The sequence below is a fragment of the Pandoraea sp. E26 genome (assembly GCF_000681415.1).
GTDB lineage: Bacteria > Pseudomonadota > Gammaproteobacteria > Burkholderiales > Burkholderiaceae > Pandoraea > Pandoraea pnomenusa.
The window spans coordinates 130866-153612 of sequence record NZ_AYXJ01000025.1; the positions used below are offsets into that span (position 1 = coordinate 130866).

The 22747-nt window shown below is 65.1% G+C and carries 17 protein-coding genes; 12 read left to right on the forward strand and 5 right to left on the reverse strand.

Going from position 1 to position 22747, the window contains the following annotated elements:
- Nucleotides 1-65 precede the first annotated feature (65 nt).
- A complete protein-coding gene (locus W930_RS0115765; RefSeq protein ID WP_023871717.1) occupies nt 66-974 on the reverse strand; it encodes a LysR family transcriptional regulator in 909 nt (302 codons plus the stop codon).
- A 143-nt stretch (nt 975-1117) separates the two neighbouring features.
- Nucleotides 1118-2473 carry an MFS transporter gene (locus W930_RS0115770; protein ID WP_023595316.1) on the reverse strand — a complete coding sequence of 452 codons (1356 nt, stop codon included), beginning with the start codon at nt 2471-2473 and terminating at the stop codon, nt 1118-1120.
- Nucleotides 2474-2614: 141 nt separating this feature from the next.
- Here W930_RS0115770 and W930_RS0115775 point away from each other — a divergent pair, with 141 nt between their 5' ends.
- From W930_RS0115775 to W930_RS27710, 4 genes are all read left to right on the forward strand, one after another.
- Complete coding sequence (locus tag W930_RS0115775) at nt 2615-3625, forward strand: asparaginase (RefSeq protein WP_023871715.1); 1011 nt, start codon at nt 2615-2617, stop codon at nt 3623-3625.
- An 18-nt stretch (nt 3626-3643) separates the two neighbouring features.
- Entirely contained in the window at nt 3644-4375 is a 732-nt protein-coding gene (locus W930_RS27705; RefSeq protein ID WP_024788768.1) for a GntR family transcriptional regulator, read from the forward strand.
- Between the two features lie 197 nt (nt 4376-4572).
- Nucleotides 4573-4929, forward strand: coding sequence for a GFA family protein (locus W930_RS0115785; RefSeq protein ID WP_023595319.1), 357 nt, complete (start codon nt 4573-4575; stop codon nt 4927-4929).
- 261 nt (nt 4930-5190) lie between these two features.
- A complete protein-coding gene (locus W930_RS27710) occupies nt 5191-6855 on the forward strand; it encodes a methyl-accepting chemotaxis protein (RefSeq protein WP_023871713.1) in 1665 nt (554 codons plus the stop codon).
- A gap of 209 nt (nt 6856-7064) precedes the next feature.
- Here W930_RS27710 and W930_RS0115795 read toward each other — a convergent pair whose 3' ends face one another.
- On the reverse strand, nt 7065-8561 hold the full coding sequence (locus W930_RS0115795) for an acetyl-CoA hydrolase/transferase family protein (RefSeq protein WP_023595321.1): 1497 nt from the start codon (nt 8559-8561) through the stop codon (nt 7065-7067).
- A 198-nt stretch (nt 8562-8759) separates the two neighbouring features.
- Between W930_RS0115795 and W930_RS0115800 the strand changes: the two genes are divergently transcribed.
- A complete protein-coding gene (locus W930_RS0115800; RefSeq protein ID WP_023595322.1) occupies nt 8760-9677 on the forward strand; it encodes a LysR family transcriptional regulator in 918 nt (305 codons plus the stop codon).
- On the opposite strand, the gene W930_RS0115805 is transcribed toward W930_RS0115800, so the two are convergent.
- Entirely contained in the window at nt 9616-10137 is a 522-nt protein-coding gene (locus W930_RS0115805) for a hypothetical protein (protein WP_023595323.1), read from the reverse strand. The genes W930_RS0115800 and W930_RS0115805 overlap by 62 nt on opposite strands.
- A 250-nt stretch (nt 10138-10387) precedes the next feature.
- Between W930_RS0115805 and W930_RS0115810 the strand changes: the two genes are divergently transcribed.
- From W930_RS0115810 to W930_RS0115825, 4 genes are all read left to right on the forward strand, one after another.
- Nucleotides 10388-11980: an EAL domain-containing protein gene (locus W930_RS0115810; RefSeq protein WP_023595324.1), complete on the forward strand. Its 1593-nt coding sequence runs from the start codon at nt 10388-10390 to the stop codon at nt 11978-11980.
- A gap of 319 nt (nt 11981-12299) precedes the next feature.
- Complete coding sequence (locus tag W930_RS0115815) at nt 12300-12584, forward strand: hypothetical protein (protein ID WP_023595325.1); 285 nt, start codon at nt 12300-12302, stop codon at nt 12582-12584.
- 751 nt (nt 12585-13335) lie between these two features.
- Nucleotides 13336-14691: an MFS transporter gene (locus W930_RS0115820; protein ID WP_023595326.1), complete on the forward strand. Its 1356-nt coding sequence runs from the start codon at nt 13336-13338 to the stop codon at nt 14689-14691.
- A 186-nt stretch (nt 14692-14877) separates the two neighbouring features.
- Entirely contained in the window at nt 14878-16098 is a 1221-nt protein-coding gene (locus tag W930_RS0115825) for a multidrug effflux MFS transporter (protein WP_023595327.1), read from the forward strand.
- Nucleotides 16099-16189: 91 nt separating this feature from the next.
- Here the strand turns inward: W930_RS0115825 and W930_RS0115830 are convergent, their stop codons facing one another.
- Nucleotides 16190-18535 (reverse strand): cytochrome P450/oxidoreductase, encoded by a 2346-nt coding sequence (locus W930_RS0115830; RefSeq protein WP_023595328.1) that lies wholly within the window; start codon nt 18533-18535, stop codon nt 16190-16192.
- Between the two features lie 321 nt (nt 18536-18856).
- Here W930_RS0115830 and W930_RS0115835 point away from each other — a divergent pair, with 321 nt between their 5' ends.
- The 3 genes from W930_RS0115835 (at nt 18857) to W930_RS0115850 (ending at nt 22699) form a co-directional block, all read left to right on the forward strand.
- Nucleotides 18857-19762, forward strand: a complete 906-nt coding sequence (locus W930_RS0115835) for an IclR family transcriptional regulator (protein ID WP_080685265.1) — start codon at nt 18857-18859, stop codon at nt 19760-19762.
- 294 nt (nt 19763-20056) lie between these two features.
- A complete protein-coding gene (locus W930_RS27715) occupies nt 20057-20965 on the forward strand; it encodes a hypothetical protein (protein ID WP_023595330.1) in 909 nt (302 codons plus the stop codon).
- Nucleotides 20966-21094: 129 nt separating this feature from the next.
- Entirely contained in the window at nt 21095-22699 is a 1605-nt protein-coding gene (locus W930_RS0115850; RefSeq protein WP_028731098.1) for an ABC transporter substrate-binding protein, read from the forward strand.
- Nucleotides 22700-22747 lie beyond the last annotated feature (48 nt).

A 22747-nucleotide genomic window follows, 5' to 3' on the forward strand; every position in this document is an offset into this window, starting at 1 on the left:
TGATATCAGTATTTGTTATCGGTGCGCGGGAAGCGATCCCGGGCTCACCGCGCCTTTGGGGGGGCTCAGGGGGCCGTTTCGCGCAGACTCGCGGCAGCCTCGGCCAGACAGGTCATCAGGCAGCGGGCAGCGGGCGTGGGCTGGGACTGGGGGCGCGTCACGAGCGACAGGCAGGCCACCGGCAGGGGCTCCGTCAGGTGGAGAAGGCTCAGATTGGCAATACGTTGGCGCCGGTCGAGCACCACGCGCGAGAAGATGCCCAGCGCATCGGAATTTTCCATGATGCTCAATGCGGTGACGATCGAGCGGCATGAGATCACGTCTTGCGGCGCGCTCAGGCGGTGGTCCCGGAACACGCGGCTCAGGTAGTCGGTGGCGCTGTCGCCGATACCCGGCACGAGCCACAGGCTCTCACGCAGTTGGGCGATCGACTTCGCGCCGCGCAGCGGGTGTCCCTTGCGACCGGCAACGACGAGTTGCATCGGCAGCAGGACGGTGCGCTCGAACCCGTCCGCGGCGCCGTCGCCGAGCTCCGTGAGCACGGCAAAGTCGAGCCGTCCGGCTTCGAGCAGGTCCTGGGTGTGCGGCGGCGCCGACTCGCTGATCGTGAGCGCGACACGCGGCATGCGCTCGCGAAAGCGCTGCAACGCCTGCGGAAACATCGACAGCGCCGCGGTCGACGAGATGGCGATGTTCAGGCTGCCGCCCGCGCCGTCGCGCATCTGATCGAGTTCGTCCTGCGCCTTGCGCGCTTCCTCGAGAATCAGATGGGCACGTCTGAGCAATGCGTGACCGAACGCGGTGAGTTCGATTCCCTTGCTGCCACGATGCAGCAAGGGCGTCTGGACGTTGCGTTCGAGCTCGCGCATGATGCGCGTGACCGCCGGTTGCGAGAGTCCCAGCACGCGCGCCGCGCTGCGAATGCTTTGTTGCTGGGCGACGATCGTGAAGGCATGCAGATGCTGAAGGTTCATGCGGGTGTCTCGCGCAAGCGCCGGTCGGTGTGCATGACACCGGCCGGCGCATCGTCATCGTTTTCCTGAGCGGCATCGACGGATGCCCGTATTCGGTATTCGGGAAATGATATCGCGAGACGTCATGCGTCCCGATGGCTCGCTCAGGCGGACGCGGGTTTCGCGTCGCGGCGACCGAGCGCCGGCCCGACGCCGGGCTTGACCTGCAGCATGGCGATCACGCCGATTGCCGTGGCCACCGAGGTGGCCACGAACATCGACGAATAGCCGTACTTCGCCGAGAGAATGCCGGCGAGCGTGGGCGCCAGCACCGACGCGATGTTCGCGATGAAGTGCATCAGGCCGCTGAACGTACCCACGCGCGTGGGTGCCGTATCGATCACCACTGCCCAGTAGACCGAGTTCGGCAGTGCGTTCAGGGCGTTGCCCAGCGTCATCAACGCGATCACGGCCCATACGCTGTGCGCTTGCGACACCATCAGGAAGCACAGCGTCGTGCACGTCAGGGCCGCGGCCGCAAACCAGCTGCGTGCGATCACCAGCTTGCCCGTCTTGCGGTACAGCCAGTCGGAGATGCGCCCGCCGAGCAGCACCGTTACGCACGCGCCCGTCCACGGAATCATGCCCACGTACCAGAGCGACGACAGCGTGAAGTGGAACTCGTCGGCGAGATACTTCGGTGTCCAGGTGAGCAGCATGAAGTTCACGTAGATGAACGCGAAGTAGCCGATCGAGTTGAACACCAGCGTCTTGCTGCGGAAAAAGCTCCACCACGGCATGTCGCTGGCCGCGGCGGCCGCGGTCGTCGTCTGCGCTGGCCGCCCCGCCTGAATCAGCGCCACCTCGGCCGCGTTCACGCGCGGATTGTCCTCGGGCCGGTTCGTATAGACGCGGGCGAACAGCGCGATCAGCACGAAGCCCGCAATGCCGAGCACGACATACATCGTGCGCCAGCTATCGGTGAGCAGCAGCAAGCCGACGGCCACTGGCGCCGTGAGCAACGCGCCAAGCGGCGTGCTCAACAAGCCGATCGACACGGCGAAGCCTCGCTCGGAGGGTGACGCCCAGGCCGACATCGTCTTGTTGATGATGGAATAGGCCGGACCCTCGGCAAAGCCGAACAGCACGCGAATCGTGGCGAATCCGGTCAACGCCGAGCCGCCGAACACCGCAATGCCGATGTCGCCCGCCCAGATCATCGCAATGGCAAAGGCCGACCAGGCAATGCCCGCGATGACCCACACCTTCTTGGCGCCCAGACGATCCGCCAGCGCGCCGCCGAACAACGCACCGAACATGTAGCCGTAGCCGAAGTATCCGAGCACGGCGCCCCAGCCGGCGCGGTCGAAACCGTACTCGGCCGTGATCTGCCCGGCCGAGTACGAAATCGCCCCCCGGTCGATGTAGTTCACCAGCGCAATCACCACGATCAGCGCGAACACCGCGAACCGGTATCGCGTCGCCCCAGCGGCCGGATGGCCCACCGTTGTTGGTTGCATGACGTCTCCTCGATGTCGAATTGGCTGCGAAGCACCCGATGCCCTTCGCAAACGATTGTCGATTATATATAATGCACAATGCATATCAACCGAAATCAAAAACACGCGTCCACCTCATTCACCTCATCGACTTCGCTCAACATGTCCCAATCGCTTCCCGTGGTTGCCGTCGCCTCGCTTGGCGGCACGATCAGCATGACGCCCTCCGACGCCGCGGGCGGCGTCGTCCCCACACTCGACGCCGAGCAACTGGCCCGCTCGGTGCCGGGCCTGCCCGGGATCGCGACGATCCGCACGGCGTCGCTTCGTCAACTGCCGAGTGCTTCGTTGCGCTACGACGATCTGATGGAGGCGCTCGCGTGGGCGGAGGCGCAGGTCCGCGAGGGGGCCGCAGGCGTCGTGCTTACGCAGGGCACCGACACGTTGGAGGAAACGGCCTTCCTGCTGGATCTGTTCTGGAAATTGCCCGCGCCGCTCATCGTGACCGGGGCGATGCGGGCGCCGCAGGCCGCCGGCGCTGACGGTCCCGCGAACCTGCTCGCGGCGGTGCGTACGGCGATAGATCCGGACAGCGCCGGACGCGGCGTGCTGGTGGTCATGAACGACACGGTTCATTACGCGCGTTGGGTGAGCAAGGGCGATTCGCTGGCGGTCCAGGCGTTCGTGTCGCACGACGGCGGCATCGCGGCGCGTGTAGTGGAGGGACGCCCGACCTTCTTCCACGCGCCGCCCGTGCGCCCGGCGCCGCTGGCGCGTCCGGTGCGTGCGTGGCCGAAGGTGGCGTTGGTCACGGCCGTGCTGGGTGACGAGGGCGAGCTCGCGGAGCTGGCCGTCAAGGCCGGCTACGAAGCGGTGGTGATCGCGGCGCAGGGGGCGGGGCACGTGTCGTTCGGCTTCGCCGGGCGCATCGGCGAGCTGACCGCGCAGGTGCCGGTCGTGATCGCCAGTCGCGCCTCGGCCGGCGCCACGGCGTCGCAGACGTATGGCTACGTGGGCGCGGAAATCGACCTGGTGCGGCGAGGTGCGCACATGTCCGGCTGGTTGTCGGCGCTCAAGTCGCGCCTGCTCGTGAGCGCGTTGCTGGCCTCGGGCGCGGGGGCCCGCGACGTGGGAGAGGCGCTGGCAAATTGGAGTAAACTCACGCGTCAATAATCTTCACACGTCACCCCATTGAAAAGCACGTCCTCCGCCGCCACTGCCGCTTCGGCCGCTTCGGCCGCTTCGGCCGGCACGACCGGCCGTCGCCGGCTCACGGCCTACCAGTACGCCATCGAGACACTGCGCACCGAGATTCTCCAGGGCCGGCTCAAGGCGGGCGACCGCCTGCGGCAGGACGACCTCGCGCGCCGTCTGGAAATGTCGACCACGCCTGTGCGCGAAGCCCTGCGCACGCTGGTTTCGGAGGGGTTGGTGTTCTTCGACGTTCACCGGGGCGCCGTGGTGCGCGGACTCACGGTGGACGACGTCAACGAGCTTTACCGTTTGCGCAAGACCCTCGAGCCGATGATGGCCGAGCAGGCGATGGCCACGATTCGCGAGGACGATATCGCCCGCGCGCAGGCGCTGCATGCGGAAATGCTCGCGACGTCGGACGTCGTCAAGTGGACCGAACTGAACCAGGCGTTTCACGCCGCGCTATGGGCGTCGCAGGACGACTCGCGGCTGGCGCATCTGATCAAAACGCTGCGTGACGCTTCGGGGCCCTACATTGCGCTGTCGCTCTATATGCGTCCCGTACACGTCGAGGTGAGCAATCAGGAGCACCAGAAGATGCTCGATGAATACCGTGCGCGCGACGTGGCCGCCGCCCGGCGTCATACGGAAGATCATCTCGACGCCACACTGCGCATCATCGTCAAGGCGATCGAGCAGTCCGAGGCCGCCGCCGCCGCCCAGGGCTGACCGGCGCACGATTGTCGCGCACGCGGGGGCGGTCGACCCGATGGGCGAGACCGTGGCGTTGTTCCGGCCGCGTGAGCTCGCCCTCCCGCCGAAATTGCCGCACAATGGAGCGCACACCGGCGGGCCTCCTCACGCTCCACGTTTTTCCCTCTCCCTGTTCCCGTCGGCCCATTTCCAATATCGTCAGGAGATACGGCATGGCGAACCAGCAATATTCCGGCGGATGCCATTGCGGTAATTTGAGATTTGCCGCGAATGTTGATTTGTCCAAAACAATTGCGTGCAATTGTTCAATCTGTAAAAAGCGCGGATTGATTCTCGCGTTTACGCCGATGAATGAATTTTCGCAAACGGCTGGTGCAGGAAATGCAAGGGAGTATCTCTTCAACAAGCACGTCATTCGTCATCAGTTTTGTCCGGAATGCGGGGTCGAGGCATTTGCGTTCGGTGAAAGGCCGGACGGCGGCAAGATGGCGGCGGTCAACGTACGCTGCATCGACGACATCGATCTCGATACCGTGCATCCCACGCCCTTCGACGGCGCCAGCAAGTGATCCGTTCGCATTCATATTCTTGCCTGTGGATTAAGAAATATATGAAGCCGCATATCATGCGGCGCCTGTTCCGGTTTTCATCGATTTGGCGATGAAGGCCAGAAATGGGTATTCCTTGCTTATGGAAAGTGGCGTGATTTTCCTTGCCACCGATATATGGAAACCCATAAGGTGGGAATCAGGGGGGAATTGACTCAAGCTTTTCCAATGCTCGCCCGTTAATCAGTGCGATTGTTCGGTTTTTATCGCATTGGAGCAGGCATGAGGTTCTTGGGAAGTCTCAAAATCGGCACACGGTTGAGCATTGGGTTCGCGATTACGCTGGTTTTGTTGTGCATTGTGGGTGGCATGGCCGTGTTTCAGGCGTCGCGCATCTACGCGGGCACGCGCGATCTGGCCGACAACTGGCTACCGAGCGTGCAGACGCTCGGCGAGGCGCAGGTGGCCGCCAACGCCACCCGTCGTGCCACGCTGGCGTTGCTGCTCACGACGGTCGACGGCACGCGTGTCGACGAAACGAACAAGCGCCGCGCGGCGATCGACATGATGACCAGGACGCTCGAGCGCTACAACGGCATGGTGGCCTCCGACGAGGACCGGCGCGCCTATGACGCCGTGCGTGTGGCCTGGGGCAAGTATCTCGCCATCGATAACCGCATTGCCGAACTGTCCACGGGCGACGACGACGCGAAAGGGCAGGCGCGCACACTGGCGATGACGGATGCGGTGTCGGCGTTCGCGGCACTCGGCCAGCGTCTGGCCGAGCACGTGGCCGTGAACCGCGCCGGCGCCGTGGCCGCGACCGATGCCGCCGCCACCAGCTACCACACCGCCCTTGTCGCCGCGCTCGTGCTGATTCTCGTTGCGCTTGGCGTGAACACGGCAATCGCGCTGCTCATCACACGCTCGATCACGGTGCCCGTCGGTCGCTGTGTGCACATCGCGCAAACGGTGGCGCGCGGCGATCTGACCTCGCGCATCGAAGTGCAGGGCAAGGACGAGCTCGCGCAACTGCTCGGCTCGCTGCGCGACATGAACACGAAGCTCGCGAGCGTTGTCGGTCAGGTGCGCAACAGCAGCGAGAGCATTGCCACCGGCTCGGCACAGATTGCCGCGGGAAACACCGATCTGTCGTCTCGAACGGAACAGCAGGCGGCATCGCTGGAGGAGACAGCGGCAAGCATGGAAGAGCTGACCACCACCGTGAAGCAGAACGCCGACAACGCCGAGCAGGGCAACATGCTCGCGACGAATGCTTCGCACATTGCGCAGCGTGGCGGCGAAGTGGTGCGTCAGGTGGTCGAGACGATGCGCGAGATCTCGGACGGATCGGCACGCGTCTCGGACATCACGAGCGTGATCGAGGGGATCGCCTTCCAGACCAATATCCTCGCGCTCAACGCGGCGGTTGAGGCGGCGCGCGCCGGGGAGCAGGGACGAGGCTTCGCCGTGGTGGCGGGCGAAGTGCGCACGCTGGCACAGCGCAGCGCCAATGCCGCTAAGGAGATCAAGGAGCTGATCGACGCCTCGACGCGTCAGGTCAGCGACGGCGCCAGACTGGTCTCGGAGGCGGGCAGTACGATGGACGAGGTCGTTCACGCCGTGAAGCGCGTGACCGACCTGATGGCGGAAATCGCCGCGGCGTCCACCGAGCAGCGCACCGGCATCGAGCAAGTCAATCAGGCCGTCATGCAGATGGACGCGGTGACGCAACAGAATGCAGCGCTGGTGGAGCAGGCGTCGGCCGCCGCTCAGTCGATGGCCGCCCAGTCGAGCGGCCTGCGCGAACTGGTGTCGGTGTTCCGCCTCGATGGCGGTGAAAATACGGCACTCGCGTCGCGGCGTGCATCGCCCGGCCAGGCGCCGCGGGACGCACACGTTGCACAGATGTCGCAGCCCGCGCAGCGGCAGCGACTGAGCGCCTGAGCCCACGCCGACGGGAAGAAAAAGCGGCCCGCCCGCACATGCCGGCGAGCCGCGAATGCCGTGGCGCTCTCACCAGCGCCCGGCCCATGGAACCGCATGCGTCCCATGTGCGGTGCGGCACCGACTTGCCGATCAGCGTTGTCGATGCCGATGGATCGTTCCGCGCTCAGCCGCGGCCCGGTTGAGCGGCCGGCACGGACGGTCCTGCGTCACTTCCCCGCGAGCATCGAGCCGCGCTCGCGCAGGTTGATGTGCATGTCGAAAGCGCGCTCGAGCGCGTGCGGCGTCTGTCCGCCATATCGCAGTGCATCGCGGTAGTAGTCGCGCAGCACGTCGCGGTAGCTCGGGTGGGCACAATGGTCGATCACCAGATTCACGCGCTCGCGCGGGGCGAGCGTGCGCAGGTCGGCCAGACCCTGTTCGGTCACGATGATGTCGACGTCATGCTCGTTGTGGTCGACGTGCGGCACCATGGGAACGATGCTCGATATCCTGCCGTCCTTGGCGATCGACTTGGTGGCGAAAATCGCCACGCGGGCGTTGCGGGCGAAGTCGCCCGAGCCACCGATGCCGTTCATCATGTGCGTGCCGCCCACGTGAGTGGAATTCACGTTGCCGTAAATATCCGCTTCGAGCGCGGTGTTCAGCGCGATCAGACCGAGACGGCGAATGACTTCGGGGTGGTTGCTGACCTCCTGCGGCCGCAGCACGAGTTTGTCGCGATAGCGCTCGAGGTGCTTGAATACGCGGTCCTGAACGGCTTGCGACACCGTGATCGACGACCCCGAAGCGAATACCATCTTGCCCGCATCCATGAGCTCGAAGGTCGAGTCCTGGAGTACCTCGGAATACATCGTGAGATCCTCGAACGGCGATTCGAGGAAGCCCGAGAGCACCGCGTTCGCGATCGTGCCGATGCCCGATTGAATGGCGGGCAGCGTGCGCGGCAGGCGTCCACGCGAGACTTCATGCTGGAAGAACTCGATCAAATGGCCGGCGATCATTTGCGTTTCGGCGTCGGGCGGCAGCGCGTTCGAAGCGCTGTCGGGCGTATCGGTGATGACGATGGCCGCGATCTTTTCGGGAGCGATCTTCACCACGTTCGTGCCCACGCGGTCGCGCACGTCGACGATGGGCAGCGGCGTGCGGTGCGGGCGCTGGGCCGGAATCCAGATGTCGTGCATGCCCTCGAACGCGAGCGGCTGCGCGAGGTTGATCTCCACGATGACCTTGTCCGCGAGAATCGCGAAGCTCGCCGAATTGCCGACTGACGAGCTCGGCACGAGTCCGCCGTCTTCCGTGATGGCCACGGCTTCGATCACGGCCACGTCGAGCCCGCCGAACTGGCCGGCGCGCAAGAACTCCACGGTCTCGGACAAATGCTGGTCGACGAACATGACCTCGCCGCGATTGATCGCGCCGCGCAACGTCGTGTCGACCTGGAACGGCAGGCGCTTGGCAAGCACGCCGGCCTGCGTGAGCGTCTTGTCGGAGTCGTGCCCGAGCGATGCCCCGGTGATCAACGTGATCTTCATTGGGTGGGCCTTTGCCCGCTTCGCCAGCGCAATCGGCATGTCCTTGGCGTCGCCGGCGCGGGTGAACCCGCTCATGCCGACCACCATGCCGTCGCCGATCAGCTTCGCGGCATCGTCGGCGCTCATCACCCGGTCGCGCAGCGACGCCAGGCGGATGCGATCTTCAAACATCGTGACGCTCCTCGTCTCTCTTATTCGAATCTCTTGAATTCGGCGCGTGTCCCGGAGATTCTCGGGCGCGGTTCGCGCTTGACTCGAAGTGTATTGACCCATCGGTCACATTTCCAATATATTGAACATAGAGTTTTCATATTTTTTATGTATTGATGGCGCAAAGCCCAATGGGCACGGGCCATCTGGGGAACCGTCATGGAATTGCGGCATTTGCAATACTTCATTGCCGTGGCCGAGGAGCGTCATTTCACGCGGGCGGCGGCGCGCGTGGGCATTCAGCAGCCGCCGTTAAGCCTGCAGATTCGGCAGTTGGAAACGGAATTGGGCGGCGCGCTGTTCGTGCGCCTGCCGCGCGACGTGGTGCTTACGGAACTGGGCGAGGCCTTCCTGCCTGAGGCGCGGCAGATCCTCGAGCGAGTGGCGCGCGTCAAGCGCCGAATGCAGCAAATCTCGCGCGGCGAAGCGGGGCATATTCACATCGGGTTCGCCGGCGCAACGTATTTCGAACCCCGCATTCCTGCCTGGATCCGTGACTTTCGCGCGCGTTATCCGGACGTTCAGTTGCATCCTCAGCAAAGCAACACGGCGAATCTGCTGGCGGCGTTAGGGGATGAGACCGTCGATGCGGCGTTCGTGCGAACGCCGTTCGAATGGCCGCCCGGCATTGCAAGTGTGCCCGTGGCCGACGAGCCGATGGTGTTGGTGCTGCCGCTCGGGCATCCGATGTGTGCGCGCGAGCGCGTGCCGCTGTCGGCATTGGCGAACGAGGAATTCATTCTCCTGCCGCGAGATATCAGTCCGGCGTTGTACGACCGCACGATCGCGGCGTGCGAATCGGCCGGATTTCGGCCGAAGCTCGGCCAGGAAGCGCCACAGATCACGTCGATCGTGCCGATGGTCGCGGCTGGCTTCGGTGTGTCGCTGGTGCCGGCGTCGGTCAGTCAGATTCGTACGCCGGGCATGGGGTTCTGGCCGATCGAGGGCAAGGTGCCGCTCGCGCCGATCAGTCTCGCCTATCGCGAAGACCACGGGTCGGCGGCACTCGAGCGCTTTATTGCGATGCAGCCGGCAGACTCGCCAGACAGTGACGACAGCGCACGGCTTGAAGCTTGACGTATTCGCCGCAGTAAAGGCACGCCTTTTCGTCGGGGAGAATGTCTGCACTTTGGTTCGCACTCCGCACATCCAACGCGGGGGCTGGAACTACCGGGGCGAGGACGATGCCGGTCTTGCCGCGCGTGGAGGCGCTCGCCCGGTAGGCGTCGTAGCCTCGCTGGCCGGCACTGGCAACGTCCGCGTCGCTTGCACTGGCCCAGCCGTTGGCACGCAGGCGGCCCACGAGCAGCGGGTGAATCAGCAGCGAGTAGAGCAGGCAGGTGGCGGGTAGCGAGAGCGCGAGCGCCGATTTCCAGATCAGCGCCGGGCCGATGGCGAGCGTGATCCACGCGAGTGCGTGCCACGGGAAGCCGTAGGCCATCAGATAGAGCGGGCCGAGGAAGAAGGCCGCGACACACGACAGGTATGTGATCTCGACGACATCCCCGTTCGCCGGATTGCGAAATTTGAGCGTCATGGCGAAGCCGTGAGGGTGAAGGCGTAGGGCGCCACTTTAACCGGGCGCCGACCCCAATTCGTCCTACTGCCGAATGTCCGCGCAATGCCCCGCGGAGCGGGGTGGCGGGGCCGGCGGCGCCGCGGTTCTTTGCGACATGGCGCGGCCTCGCGCGCACTCGTGTGGCAATCCGATACATCGGCGTGGCAGTGCGCTACACTTCCGCCATGCCCCCGCAGGGATCCGGGGCGTCACGTGGACGGCACACGCCATGCAAACGCTACAAAGGCTGGCTCGCTGGCTGCCGGTGCTGGCGGGGGCGATCGCCGGCATGCTGATCATGCTGGTGGTCGGACAGATCGTGCAGACGCGCATCGACGACTTCCGGCTGCGCGCGTACGTGCAGGACATCATGGGCTTCATGAGCGACGCGTCGGTCTCGAGCCGCGACGCACTGCAAAGCGCGATGTACAGCGGTGCGGTGCCCTGCACCGACGAGGACATCCTCGCGCTGCGCCGCGTCGCCATGCGCAGTCCCTATTTCCACGACATCGCGCGCGTGCACGGCTCGCACCTGCTGTGCTCCGCGGTGGCCGGCCGTCTGGCGTCGGCGCCCGAACTGCCTCCCCCGAGTCACGAAACCCGCAACGGCCTGAAGCTCTGGCATACGCTCACGGGCATCGTCACGCCCGGCGTACGCGTCAATGCGGTTGGTCTTGGGGACGTGGTCGTATTCAGCCCGCCGGTGCTGCCTGACCGGCTGGTCACGCCCGCCCGGGGCTTCGCGTCGGTGGCGTCGACGAGCGACATGCGTTTCCAGTTCTGGCGTGCCGGCCTGTTCGATGACCAGCAGCGCATCCGGCCGGGCGAGACGTCGCGCTGGCTCGATGTCGGGGTCGTGCGACGCTACTCGGCTTGCTCGAACCGGGCGGACGTGTGTGCCTCGGCCGTGTACGTGTCGTCGAGCCTTGCCGGCAACCCAACCGGGCTGGCGCTGGCGCTGGCGATCGGTGGACTGGCAGGAGGATCGGTCGGGTTGTCCTGGCGAGCGCGCCGGCGATACCGAACGTCCATTGACTGGGTGACGCAGCAGGCCGCGGAAGCCGGGGGCATTCACGTGGTCTATCAACCGCTGGTGCGCCTGAGCGATCGCAAGATGGTGGGGGTGGAGGCGCTCGCGCGGCTCAACGACAACTCAGGCGCGCCGATTTCCCCCGATATGTTCATCCCGATCGCGGAACGGCGCGGTGTGCTCGGGCTCATCACCCGACAGGTCGTGCGCCGTGCGCTCATCGAGATGCACGGGCGGGCCTTGGCCGACCCCGAGTTTCACATCAGCATCAATCTCGCCGCGGCGGACGTCGTCGACCGCAGTTTCCATACCTACCTCAACCACATGGCGGCATCGCTGCGCGTGCCACGGGCGCAGATCGCACTGGAGATCACTGAGCGCTCGACCGATAACATGAAGCGGTTGCGAGAGGCACTCGACCGGCTGCGTGCGGATGGCTACCAGATCCATATCGACGATTTCGGCACCGGCTTTTCCAATCTCGCCTACCTGTCGACATTGAACGTCGACGCGCTGAAAATCGACCGGATGTTCACGCACGCAATCGGGAGCGACGCGGTGGGCAGCGCCATCGTCGATCAGATCTGCAAGATGGCCGCGCTGCTCGAGGTGGATGTCATTGTCGAGGGGATCGAAACCCAGGCGCAGGCAGACTACATGCTCGCGCTGTCGCCGCGCGCCATCGGGCAGGGCTGGTTGTTCGGCAAGGCAGTGCCGGCCGATGCACTCGGTTCCGGTGTGGCCGGCGCACGGGCGCCGGAGGCGGTCGATGCGCCTGGCGAGCGCGCGTGAACATGGGCGATGATGCGGGCAGGCGGCCTGCCGGCGGAGCTTGCGATACGGCGCGTGTCCCCGAGCGAGGCTGACGCGGTTCGGCACACTGCCGTGCGCGCATCAGGCAAATTACCGAGAATAACGACAGGGATTCGGGACTAGAGTGAAAGCACCGTGGTCATGAAGTGCCCCCGACCTCCACGGACTGTCCGGCTCGCCGTCTTGGCGAGCCGCTTTTTTTTCCGATTGTCGGACGGTATTGTTGAACATGTTACGATTTCCGAAAAAACAGCATTGGCTGGCAGTTCCATAGCTGTCGCTTTACGGAAGGGGACATATGACCGACTCATTTCATTTTTCCTGGCACTACGTCAGCCACACGCCGCCAGGGCGTCCGTTTGAACTGGCCGGTGCCGTGACACCGCGCGCGGATGAACGCTTCGACGGCGCCGTCGATGCCTATTGCGACGGTCACTACATCGGCCGCTGCGAATTCTCGAGCATTACGGCGCGAGACGCGTCGTCCGCGGCCGCACAGATTCGTAAGCGCATCGAGCAACGCATCGAGGATCGCGTTGCCAACGAGAGCGCGACGGCTCCCACTTCGACTTCCTCGCACTGAACGCGGCGCCACCCGCCGCCGCTTCCTTGCATTCGTCACAACGCCGCCGTTGCGTCGTGCCCGTACGAGCGCGCCAGTGCCCTTTGGCGTAACGCGCGACGCGGGCCATGGCTGGCGCGCGCCCTCATCTTCCTTGTCCTCCCATCGTCCTTGCGGCGGTCTGCGTCGCACAGAACCGGCACGCAAAAAAAACGGCCAGCGTGTTGCTGGCCGTGAAATCCACCAGGAGGAGGTGGAGGAGACAGGTGCAACTATATCAGGGAAATCCCTAGACGGGTAAACCTTCTTTAAAAAATCTGTAGAAAAACCACAACTGCGACAATTCGTCGCTTTTCGATCGTCGGATCGTCCTCGAGACGCCACGCCCACGACCCTCGTCGTCTTCTGAGCATCTTCCAACAGAAACTCGGGTCGCTTCCCATCCCGAAGTGGAGAAAAACCACAGACCGGTCTCGCATCGTGCGCCGTGCGGTCGGTCGCCGGATCGATCCGGTCGAGGGTGCTGTCCCCCTGGCATCCGTCGGGAATCTAAGTGTTTACACTGAGCATCGATTTACGTTCGGCGGGATAAACTTCCGCAAAGCGTAATTTCGTGGGCTGAACATGGCCGGGTACGGTCGCGTTTTGCCCCGAAATCGCCTGTCGACCCGATTGGAGGGGGCAGGGGGCCTGGCACGAGGCAACGAACCAAGAAACCGGCGCCTCGACCGGAACGCAATGACACGAAGTTGCGAGAACGTTTGGAGACAGAATGAAAGCAGCACAAGTGAATGTGGGCGCGCTTATCGACGAGAGTCGTCTTGGCCCGTACCAATGGTGGGTGATCGTGTTGTGCGCGATGTGCCTGGTCGTTGACGGCTTCGACGTGCAGGCCATGGGGTACGTCGCGCCGGTCGTGATTCGTGAGTGGGGCATCGCCAAGGAGACGCTCTCCCCGGTGTTCGGCGCGGGACTGTTCGGCATGCTGGTCGGTTCGCTGACCTTCTCGGCGCTGGCCGACAAGCTGGGCCGGCGCCCGGTGCTGATCGGCGCCACGCTCTTTTTCTCCGTGTGCATGCTCGTCACGGGCTTCGCCAATACCATCACCGAGCTGGTCGTGTGGCGTTTCGCCGCGGGCCTGGGCCTGGGCTGCATCATGCCCAATGCCATGGCGCTGGCTGGTGAATATAGCCCGCGTCGCATGCGCGTGTCGCTCATGATGATCGTGTCGTGCGGCTTCACGCTGGGCGGCGTGGTCGGCGGGCTCATCACCGCTGCCATCATTCCGAGCCTGGGCTGGCGCGCGGTGTTCTACATCGGCGGCGCGATTCCGCTGGTGCTGGGTCTGCTGATGTGGATCTCGCTGCCGGAATCGATTCAGTTCCTGATGTTCAGGAAGAGCGACAACGCGCGCATCCGCAAGCAATTGCTGCGCGTCGCGCCCGGCGCCGACGTGCCGGTCGGCGCACAGTTCGTGCTCGACGAGCAGAAAGCCAAGGGCGTGCCGTTCATCGAATTGTTCAAGGACGGCCGCGCACGGGTGACGCTGCTGCTGTGGGTCATCAATTTCGCCAACCTGCTCGACATGTACTTCCTGTCGAACTGGCTGCCGACGGTGATCCGCGACGCCGGTTACTCGACGCAGGTCGCCGTGATGGCCGGTACCGCGCTGTGGGCGGGCGGTGTGATCGGTACGTTGTTGCTCGGTCGCGTGATCGACCGCGTGGGCTTCACGAGCGTGCTGGCCGTCACCTTCCTGATCGCCATTGCGGCCACCGCGGCCATCGGCAATCCGGTAGTGATGGTGTCGATGGTGGCCGTTTTCATTGCGATCTTCTTCGCGGGCTTCTCGATCATCGGCGGGCAACCGGCGCTCAACGCGCTGGCGGCGACCTACTACCCCACATCGCTGCGCTCCACGGGCATCGGCTGGAGCCTGGGTGTCGGCCGGATCGGCTCGGTCCTCGGTCCCGTGCTGGGGGGCGCGTTGATGCACCTGCAATGGTCGTCCTCGTCGCTGTTCCTCGCGGCGGCCGTGCCGGCATGCGTGTCGTTGATCGGTGTGCTCGCCATTGCCCGTTCCCAACGCGGCGATCGCGGCAATCTGCGCACCGCGACCGCCGGTTGAGGGCGTCTCGTTGCTGGCGTTGCGGGACTGTCGAGGCCGGTCCGAGCAGCCATGAGCAGCGGTTAGGGGTCCGATAACGATCGAGTATGAAAGTGCGACGCCCGCCGGCGTTATCATGGCGGGCGTCGTTCATTTTGCGGCGGCTCTGCGATGCGCCACGCGTCGCGTTGAATAACCAGAACGACAATGACATCGACGTCCGAACTCTCTCCTGCGTTGCCGTCCGAGCGCGTGCTGCTCGGCATTCTCGGCCTGTTCATGATGATCGCGCCGGCCTCCACCGACATGTACCTGCCGGGGCTGGTGACCATGCGGCATGAGCTGGACGCGAGTGCGGCCGCCGCGCAACTCACGCTGTCGTACTTCTTCCTCGGCTTCGCGTTCGGACAACTGCTCTGGGGGCCGCTGGCCGACCGCTTTGGCCGGCGTCGCCCGATGGCGGCGGGCATCGCGCTGTACATCTTCGGCAGCATCGGCTGCGCCTTCGCCGACAGCATGGATCACATGATGGTGTGGCGCTTCGTGCAAGCGCTGGGCGGCTGTGCGATGCCGGTGATAGCGCAGGCCATCGTGCGCGACGTCTACGGTCCGCGCAACAGCGCACGCGCCTTCTCGATCATGCTGCTGGTGATGAGCGTGGCGCCGATCGTGGCGCCGCTCGTCGGCGGCCAGATGCTGCGATTCACCTCCTGGCGCGTGATCTTCGGGGTGCTCGCCCTGTTCGGCGCGGTGGCGATGCTTGCGCTGTGGCGCCTGCCGGAGACGGGGGCGGTGCATGCGCGTCAGGCGGGCGGTCCGCGCGCGGTCGCGGCGTCGTACTGGCAACTGCTGCGCGATCCGCATTTCGTCGGTTACATGCTCGCGGGCGGGGCGGTCTTCGGCGCGTCGTTCACCTACATCACGGGTACGCCGCTCGTGTACATGGAGTACTTCCACGTGTCGCCGCAGTTCTTCGGCGTGTTGTTCGGCATCAACATCGTGGGCATGGCGGGCATGACGGTCTTTAATTCGCGCCGCGTCGGGCAATTCGGGCCCTATCGCCTCATGCGCGTGGGTATCGTCGGCTGCGCGATCGTCACGTCGGTGCTGTGCGCGACGGTTTGGCTGGGCTTCGCGCTGCTGCCGCTCATGGTGATGATGCTGTTCCTGTTCATGTCGCTGCGCGGCATCATCACGGCCAATTCGGTCGCGGGCGCGCTGGCCAATCATCCGACGCGCGCAGGCGCGGCAGCGGCGTTGGTGGGTAGCGTCCAGTACGGCTTCGGCTTTGCCGCGGGCGGGCTGCTCGGGCTGTTCAACGATGGCACGCCGCGTCCGCTGGTGGCTGTCATGTGTGGCTTCGCGCTGCTGGCGCTCATCGCATTGTTCACCATGCTGCGTGACCCGCACGGTGCCCGTGCGCATTGACGTATCCACCGACGCGTAACGTGCGCGGGACGAAAAAGGGGGGGGGCGCCGCGGCACCCCCCCTTTGCTTTGCCTCGAGCGAGGCCGCGCGTTACAACGCCAGCACCAGCTTCTTGCCGCAGGCGCGTGAGCAGCACGACATCATCTTCGTGTTGGCGTCGCGTTCCGCGCGCGTGAGCACCACGTCGCGGTGGTCCACGTCGCCTTCGAGGACCTGCACTTCGCACGACCCGCACAGCCCTTCCTCGCAATCGCTCTGCACGTCGATGTTGGCTGCGCGCAGCGCCGTGAGCAGTGTCTGGTCCGCCGGCACCGTCAACGTGATGCCCGAGTCCTTGAGCGTGACTTCGAACGCATGCTCCTTCTCGGGATCGAGCGTGCCAAGCTGCGACTGGAAATGTTCGACGCGCAACGTATCGTCCGGCCAATAGGCGCAGCATTCGGCCAGCGCATCGAGCAGGCGCACCGGGCCGCAAGCGTAGACCTGCGTACCGGCTTGCGGCGTGGCGAGCAAGGCGACGTAATCGGCACGCTGGCCTTCGTCCTTCACCCACAAGTGCAAACGCTCGCCATGCAGTGCCCGAAGCTCGTCGACGAGCGCCATCGTGCGACGGCTTCGGCCGCTGTAATGGATCTCGTAATCCATGCCGAGCGCCTTTGCACGCCGGGCCATCGCGGCAATCGGTGTGACGCCGATGCCGCCGGCCACGAAGATCGCGCGCGGCGTGGTTTCGTCCAGGCGGAAGTGGTTGCGCGGGCCGCGCACGCGCAGCCGATCGCCGACCTTGACCTGTGTGTGCATCCAGTTCGATCCGCCGCGGCCCTGCGGCTCGTGCAGCACGGCGATTTCGAACGCACCGACGTCCGCCGGGTCGCCGCAAAGCGAGTATTGACGCGAGAGCCCGGTATCGCCGCATTCGACGTCGATGTGCGAGCCGGGTGCCCAGCGCGGCATGGCACGGCCGTCGGGCGCCACCAGGCGCAGCTTGACGATACCGTCGGCCACGGGCGACACCGACTCGACCACGACCGGACGTGTCACGCTGTGGCCAGACGGTTCGCCAATGCGCACCGGCGAATGGCGCGCCAGAATGGACGGATCGCGCAACTCGGGATTCTGCGCCGGATCCCACTCCACCCAGAGATGCTCGGGGCCGCGGAACGACGTGTTGGGCACGTACGTGAACTTCTGCTCGGCGAGCTTCATGTGCGGTAGCCGACGCGTGAACTCTTCCAGGAAAATCTGCATTTCCATGCGGGCGAGATTCTTGCCCATGCACTGGTGCGAGCCGTAGCCGAACGTCAGTTGGTCGCTGGCATTCTCACGACGGATGTCGAACAGGTCGGCATCGGCGAAATGGGCTTCGTCATGGTTGGCCGACGACGTCACGATGAGCAGCTTGGCGCCCGCGGCAATGTCGACGCCGCCGATGTTGACGTCCTTCGTCGCGAGGCGGCGCCACGCGGCGACCGAGCCGTTGTGACGCAGGCACTCCTCGACGGCGTTCGGAATGAGCGACGGGTCTTCGCAGATCTCGCGCCACACGTCGGGGTGTTGCAGCAACAGTTTCATCGCGTTGGCGGTGGCGTTGGCGGTCGTCTCATGCGCGGCCACGATGCCTGCCATCATCATCGAGTGCAGATACGAATCGGTGACGACTTCCGGGTGTTCCTTCTGCTTGCGAATGCCGTACTGCATCCAGCCGGGGCCGTCCGGGTTCTGACGCATCTTGTCGAGAATCTTGCCGGCGAGCTGCCAGAAGTTGCCGACTGCGTGCGCCACCGCCACCTGTTCCTCGGGCTTGGGGCGCCCCCAGGTATTGACCGTGTGCGCAATGGAATACTCGCGCAGTTTGTCCATGTCTTCTTCCGGCACGCCGAGGAAGTGCAGGGCCACGGTGAGCGGCACTTCCCACAGCATCTGGTCGACGAGATCGGCGCGACCGTCGTTCACGAACCGGTCGACGTATTCGCGCGCAAGCTGGCGCACGAGGGGTTCGTGATGCTTGAGATGCTCCGGCGTGAACGGCTCCATCAGCACGCGGCGTCGCGGCATGTGCGCCGGTTCGTCTTCGTTGACCAGTGTGCGATTGAGCGCGAAACCATAAGACGCGAGCACGGCATTCGCTTCCGGCCCCGTCGGCGTGATCTTCTCCAGCGCGATCGAGGGGCTGAAGGTGATGTTGTCGCGGAAGATCGCCTTGATGTCGTCGTAGCGGGTCACCACCCAGTAGCCGAGCTTCGGGCTGTAGAACACCGGCTCCTGCTCGCGCGCCCATCGCACGTACTCGGGGGGATCCTGCTGATAACCGTCTTCGAACGGGTCGAACTCGGCGGCGCGTGCGCTGATCGGGCATCCGTTCGGGGCCTTTGCCGCCGTGGCCTGATGAAACGGGCAGGCGCCGGTGTCGGCGGTGGGGGAACTCGTTTGACTCATCCGTTCACGCTCTCTCGGTCAGGGGCGAGGCCGATCCACGTCAACCCATGCAGGGCGCGCGGCGACACACGCAATATTTCAAGTGTAGAGGAGCGCCGCGTGGGCAGGCGGCGTGTGCGTGGCGGCAACGCTCGCCCGCGAATGACACGGACGTCTCCTCGTCTCGATGGGAGTCGCGCGATGCGTCGTCGCACGCGTGTTCCCGTTCTCTGTGTTGGTTAAGCGTAAATATAATACGCATTGCGTAAATTGGTGGACTGGGGTTAACCTCTAGGGCTAGCGACATCGGCCAATCTCGATTTGCATCATAAAATCTCGCCGATGACGACAAGCAAACGATCCACAGCAGGCCGTCCGCGCAGCGCGGCGGCGTCTTCCCCGGTGACGAACCGCGTCGCGGCGTCCGACAGCGAGCCCGTCGACGCGCCGCGCGAGCGCGGTCGCCGGCAGCGTGTTCAGTCCGCCGAAACCGGCATGGTGGTCCTCAAGGGGCTGGCCCGGCTGGGCGGGCGCGCCAGTCTGACCGCCCTTGCCGCGCACGTTCAGCAAAGTCCCGCGAAGGTACATCGTTACCTGATGAGTCTGGTGGAAGAGGGGCTGGTCGCCCAGGATGCCGACTCGCAACATTACTATCTGGGGCTGGAAGCCATGCTCATCGGCGTGGCCGCGATGCGCCAGGCGGATCCGGTGCGCGCGGCCGAACCCGGACTGGTGCGGTTGCGCGAAGCCTTCGACGTCACGTGCTTCATTGCCGTGATGGGCAACAAGGGGCCGACCATCGTGCGCTTCGAGGAGCCGGGGTTGCCGGTGACGATCAATGTGCGCATCGGCTCCGTCATGTCGGTCCTGTGGTCGGCGGCCGGACGCGTATTCCTTGGCCTGCTCGACGACCCTCAGGTGCTTGCCATGGCCGAGGCGGAACTGGCGCATGCCTCGCCGGATCAACGGGCGCTGCTCGACGCCGAGGAGCCCATCGGCGCACTGCGTGCCGCGGTGCGCGCGGCACAGGGCGCGAGCGTTCGCGATACGAACCTGACGGGCATCAGCGCACTCGCGGCGCCGGTCTTCAATTACGACGGTCGGCTCGTCGGCGTGATCACGGCGCTGGGCGCGACGGGAGGATTCGATCCAAGCCTGGACGGCCCCATCGGCGAAGCCGTGCGCCGCGAAGCGCTCGCCGCCAGCCACGCGCTGGGTTACCGCCCGCCGCTGCCCGCCGGCGCCTGACGCTTCGGCGCGCGGAGGCCATGCGGCCGCCCGCGCGCCTTCGTCAGAGTTTCGGGCGGATCGCCACGATTCCCGGACGTCACCCCGTCACCCCCGCACCGCAGGTGCCCGGAAAGCATCGCACCTGACGAATCCGCCACGCTATATGGAATTTCCCACCCGGCGACCCTTCGTCTAACACGGCGTCTTGTGCTAACATTTGATAATGATTCTCATTATCAAATGAATGGCCGCCGATGACGGGAAGGCAGGACACGTCATGGGAGACCTCACCTGCGGAGGTCGCAAGTGTTGATGTTGAAACGAACCGTCGATCTGACGCCGTGCGTCGCTTCGATTCCGACGCCGTCCCTGACGTACGTGCCGTTGGGGCAGTTCGGGCAGGGCGACCGAAAGCTCACGGGCGACGCCCGTCATCGTGCGTTGGCAAGCAGCGACATGGCTGCGGCGGGCGCGGCGGGCGATGTCCGCGCGGGGGCGTCGCACTGCGAGTGTGGCGTCGACGAGCTGTGGTTGTGGCGTTTTTTGCTGGCTGGGCGTCCGTTCGGCGCCACGGGCGCGGCGGCGGGCGGCCCGGACGACGGCGCGACCTGGCTTTCGGCCGCAGAGCATTCGCTCGCACGGCGGTTGCCGCGCGCGCAGATGCGTCATCGTTTCCTGTCGGAGCGCATCGCCTTGCGATGGATCTTCGGCCGCTGGTTCCGTTGCACGCCGGCGCAGGCGCCTGTGCCGGCCGCCACGCCCGGCGTGTCGAGGCTGGCGTGCGACGGTCCGCACGGCAAGGTCTGGATTGACATGGCTCACGCGGGTCTTTGGCTGTTCGTGGCAATGGGGCAGGGGCCGCTCGCGCTGGCGGCGCACGCGCCGACGCCAGGCGGCGCCGACGATGGCGACGCTGGCGATGCCCGACCGGCGTGGCCAATGGCAACGGCAACGGCGCCGGAGGCGTCGTCCGGCGGGACCGATCCGTTGGCCGTGGCGCGCGACACGGCGCATCGTCTCTGCCTGGCAAGGCTCTCGGGCGAAGGGGATGTGTTGACGTCGAGCGCGGATGTGCCGCTACTCGCGCATCCTTACGTGAGCGTGCCCTACGCGGGGCGCACACGCTACCTGTATGACATGTCGGTCAGCTCGCGTCTGACCGTCGTGGCCGCGCGCGACAGCATCGTGCATCGCGTGCGGGCATTCGGTTGGCAAAACTGACGGAAATCTTTGGGAGACGACAACACCGCCGACACGGCGATGCCGGTGGAGAAAGGCAGGTGTCCTGAATTTGCGCTATTCTGGCCCGCTGTTTCGCCCAATGTCATCGACTTCCTGGAGAAGAAGCTCATGCGCCGTTGCCCGCGTAGTACGCTGGCTGCCGTTCTGGCCGCCCTTTCCCTGCCGATGGTGCCGCTCGCGGCTCATGCCAAGGCGCTCACCGTGTGCACCGAAGCGAGCCCCGAGGGCTTCGATGTCGTGCGCTACAACTCGCTGACAACGACCAACGCATCGGCCGATACGGTGTTCAACCGGCTGGTCGAGTTCGACGCGGCACAGGCCAAGGTGGTGCCGAGCCTGGCGACGAAGTGGGAGGTGAGTCCCGACGGGCTCACCTACACGTTCACGCTGCGCCCGAACGTGAGCTTCCACAGCAACGAGTACTTCAAGCCCACGCGCGCGTTCAATGCCGACGACGTCGTCTTCACCTTCGATCGCATGCTCAACGACAACGCGCCGTGGCACAAGCTCACGCCGTCCGGTTTCCCGCATGCGCAGTCGCTGTCGCTGGGCAAGCTGATCAAGTCGGTGCGCAAGGTCGACGATCACACTGTTCGCTTCACGCTCTCCGAACCGGACGCCGTGTTCCTCTCGATGCTGTCGATGGGCTTTGCGTCGATCTATTCGGCGGAGTACGCCGACAAGCTGGTGGCCCTCGACAAGACGGACGAGATGAATGCGAAGCCCATCGGGACCGGCCCGTTCATCCTGCGCAGCTATCAGAAGGACAGCGTGGTGCGCTACGACGCCAACAAGACTTACTTCGGCGGCGCGCCCGCGTCCGAGCGTCTGATCTACACGATCGTGCCCGATCCGGCGGTGCGGGCGCAGAAGGTGAAGGTCGGCGAGTGCCAGATCGCCCTGTCGCCCAAGCCGCTCGACGTGCAGGCCGCGCGCGGCGACAAGACCCTCAGGGTCGTGCAGACCCCGGCATTCATGACGGCGTTCGTGGCAATCAACACGCAGCACAAGCCGCTGAACGACGTGCGCGTGCGTCAGGCGCTGAACCTGGCGTTCGACAAGCCGAACTACGTCAAGCAGGTCTTCGAGGGATCGGCCACGCCGGCGGTCAACGTCTACCCGCCGAACACATGGAGCTATGCCAGCCAGGTCGCCGATTATCCGCTGAACGTCGAGAAGGCGAAGAAGCTGCTCGCCGACGCGGGCTTTCCCAAGGGCTTCGAGACGACCATCTGGACACGTCCGGCCGGCAGCCTGCTCAACCCGAATCCGCGCGTGGGCGCCGAGATGCTGCAAAGCGATCTCGCGAAGATCGGCGTGAAGGCCCAGATCAAGACGGTGGAGTGGGGCGAGCTGATCCGACGCGGCAAGGCGGGCGAGCATGACCTGCTGTTCATGGGGTGGTCGGGGGACAACGGCGATCCGGACAATTTCCTCACGCCGCAATTCAGCTGCGCGGCCGTGACCTCGGGCACCAACTTCGCGCGCTTTTGCGACGCCAATCTCGACAGGCTGATCGCCGACGGAAAACGCACGCACGACTTGGCGGCGCGCACGGCGAAGTACCAGGCGGCACAAAAGATGATCAAGGACGACGCCCTGTGGATTCCGCTGGCGCATCCGGTCGCCGCGGTCATCACGCGTGCCGGTGTTTCGGGCTACCAGGTGAGCCCGTTTGGTCGTCAGTACTTTGCGACGGTGCAGGTGAAGTAACGGCGGGGTCGCGTGAGGCGAGCCCGAATGAAAAAGCCATGTCCGGCT

Excerpts from the sequence above, each read along its gene's own strand:
- W930_RS0115810 (WP_023595324.1), top strand. The coding sequence starts at position 10,388 with ATGCAAACGCTACAAAGGCTGGCTCGCTGGCTGCCGGTGCTGGCGGGG.
- W930_RS0115795 (WP_023595321.1), bottom strand. The coding sequence starts at position 8,561 with ATGTTTGAAGATCGCATCCGCCTGGCGTCGCTGCGCGACCGGGTGATG.
- W930_RS27710 (WP_023871713.1), top strand. The coding sequence starts at position 5,191 with ATGAGGTTCTTGGGAAGTCTCAAAATCGGCACACGGTTGAGCATTGGG.
- W930_RS0115805 (WP_023595323.1), bottom strand. The coding sequence starts at position 10,137 with ATGACGCTCAAATTTCGCAATCCGGCGAACGGGGATGTCGTCGAGATC.
- W930_RS0115830 (WP_023595328.1), bottom strand. The coding sequence starts at position 18,535 with ATGAGTCAAACGAGTTCCCCCACCGCCGACACCGGCGCCTGCCCGTTT.
- W930_RS0115785 (WP_023595319.1), top strand. The coding sequence starts at position 4,573 with ATGGCGAACCAGCAATATTCCGGCGGATGCCATTGCGGTAATTTGAGA.
- W930_RS0115770 (WP_023595316.1), bottom strand. The coding sequence starts at position 2,473 with ATGCAACCAACAACGGTGGGCCATCCGGCCGCTGGGGCGACGCGATAC.
- W930_RS0115850 (WP_028731098.1), top strand. The coding sequence starts at position 21,095 with ATGCGCCGTTGCCCGCGTAGTACGCTGGCTGCCGTTCTGGCCGCCCTT.
- W930_RS0115800 (WP_023595322.1), top strand. The coding sequence starts at position 8,760 with ATGGAATTGCGGCATTTGCAATACTTCATTGCCGTGGCCGAGGAGCGT.
- W930_RS27715 (WP_023595330.1), top strand. The coding sequence starts at position 20,057 with ATGTTGAAACGAACCGTCGATCTGACGCCGTGCGTCGCTTCGATTCCG.
- W930_RS0115775 (WP_023871715.1), top strand. The coding sequence starts at position 2,615 with ATGTCCCAATCGCTTCCCGTGGTTGCCGTCGCCTCGCTTGGCGGCACG.
- W930_RS0115820 (WP_023595326.1), top strand. The coding sequence starts at position 13,336 with ATGAAAGCAGCACAAGTGAATGTGGGCGCGCTTATCGACGAGAGTCGT.
- W930_RS0115835 (WP_080685265.1), top strand. The coding sequence starts at position 18,857 with ATGACGACAAGCAAACGATCCACAGCAGGCCGTCCGCGCAGCGCGGCG.
- W930_RS0115825 (WP_023595327.1), top strand. The coding sequence starts at position 14,878 with ATGACATCGACGTCCGAACTCTCTCCTGCGTTGCCGTCCGAGCGCGTG.
- W930_RS0115815 (WP_023595325.1), top strand. The coding sequence starts at position 12,300 with ATGACCGACTCATTTCATTTTTCCTGGCACTACGTCAGCCACACGCCG.
- W930_RS0115765 (WP_023871717.1), bottom strand. The coding sequence starts at position 974 with ATGAACCTTCAGCATCTGCATGCCTTCACGATCGTCGCCCAGCAACAA.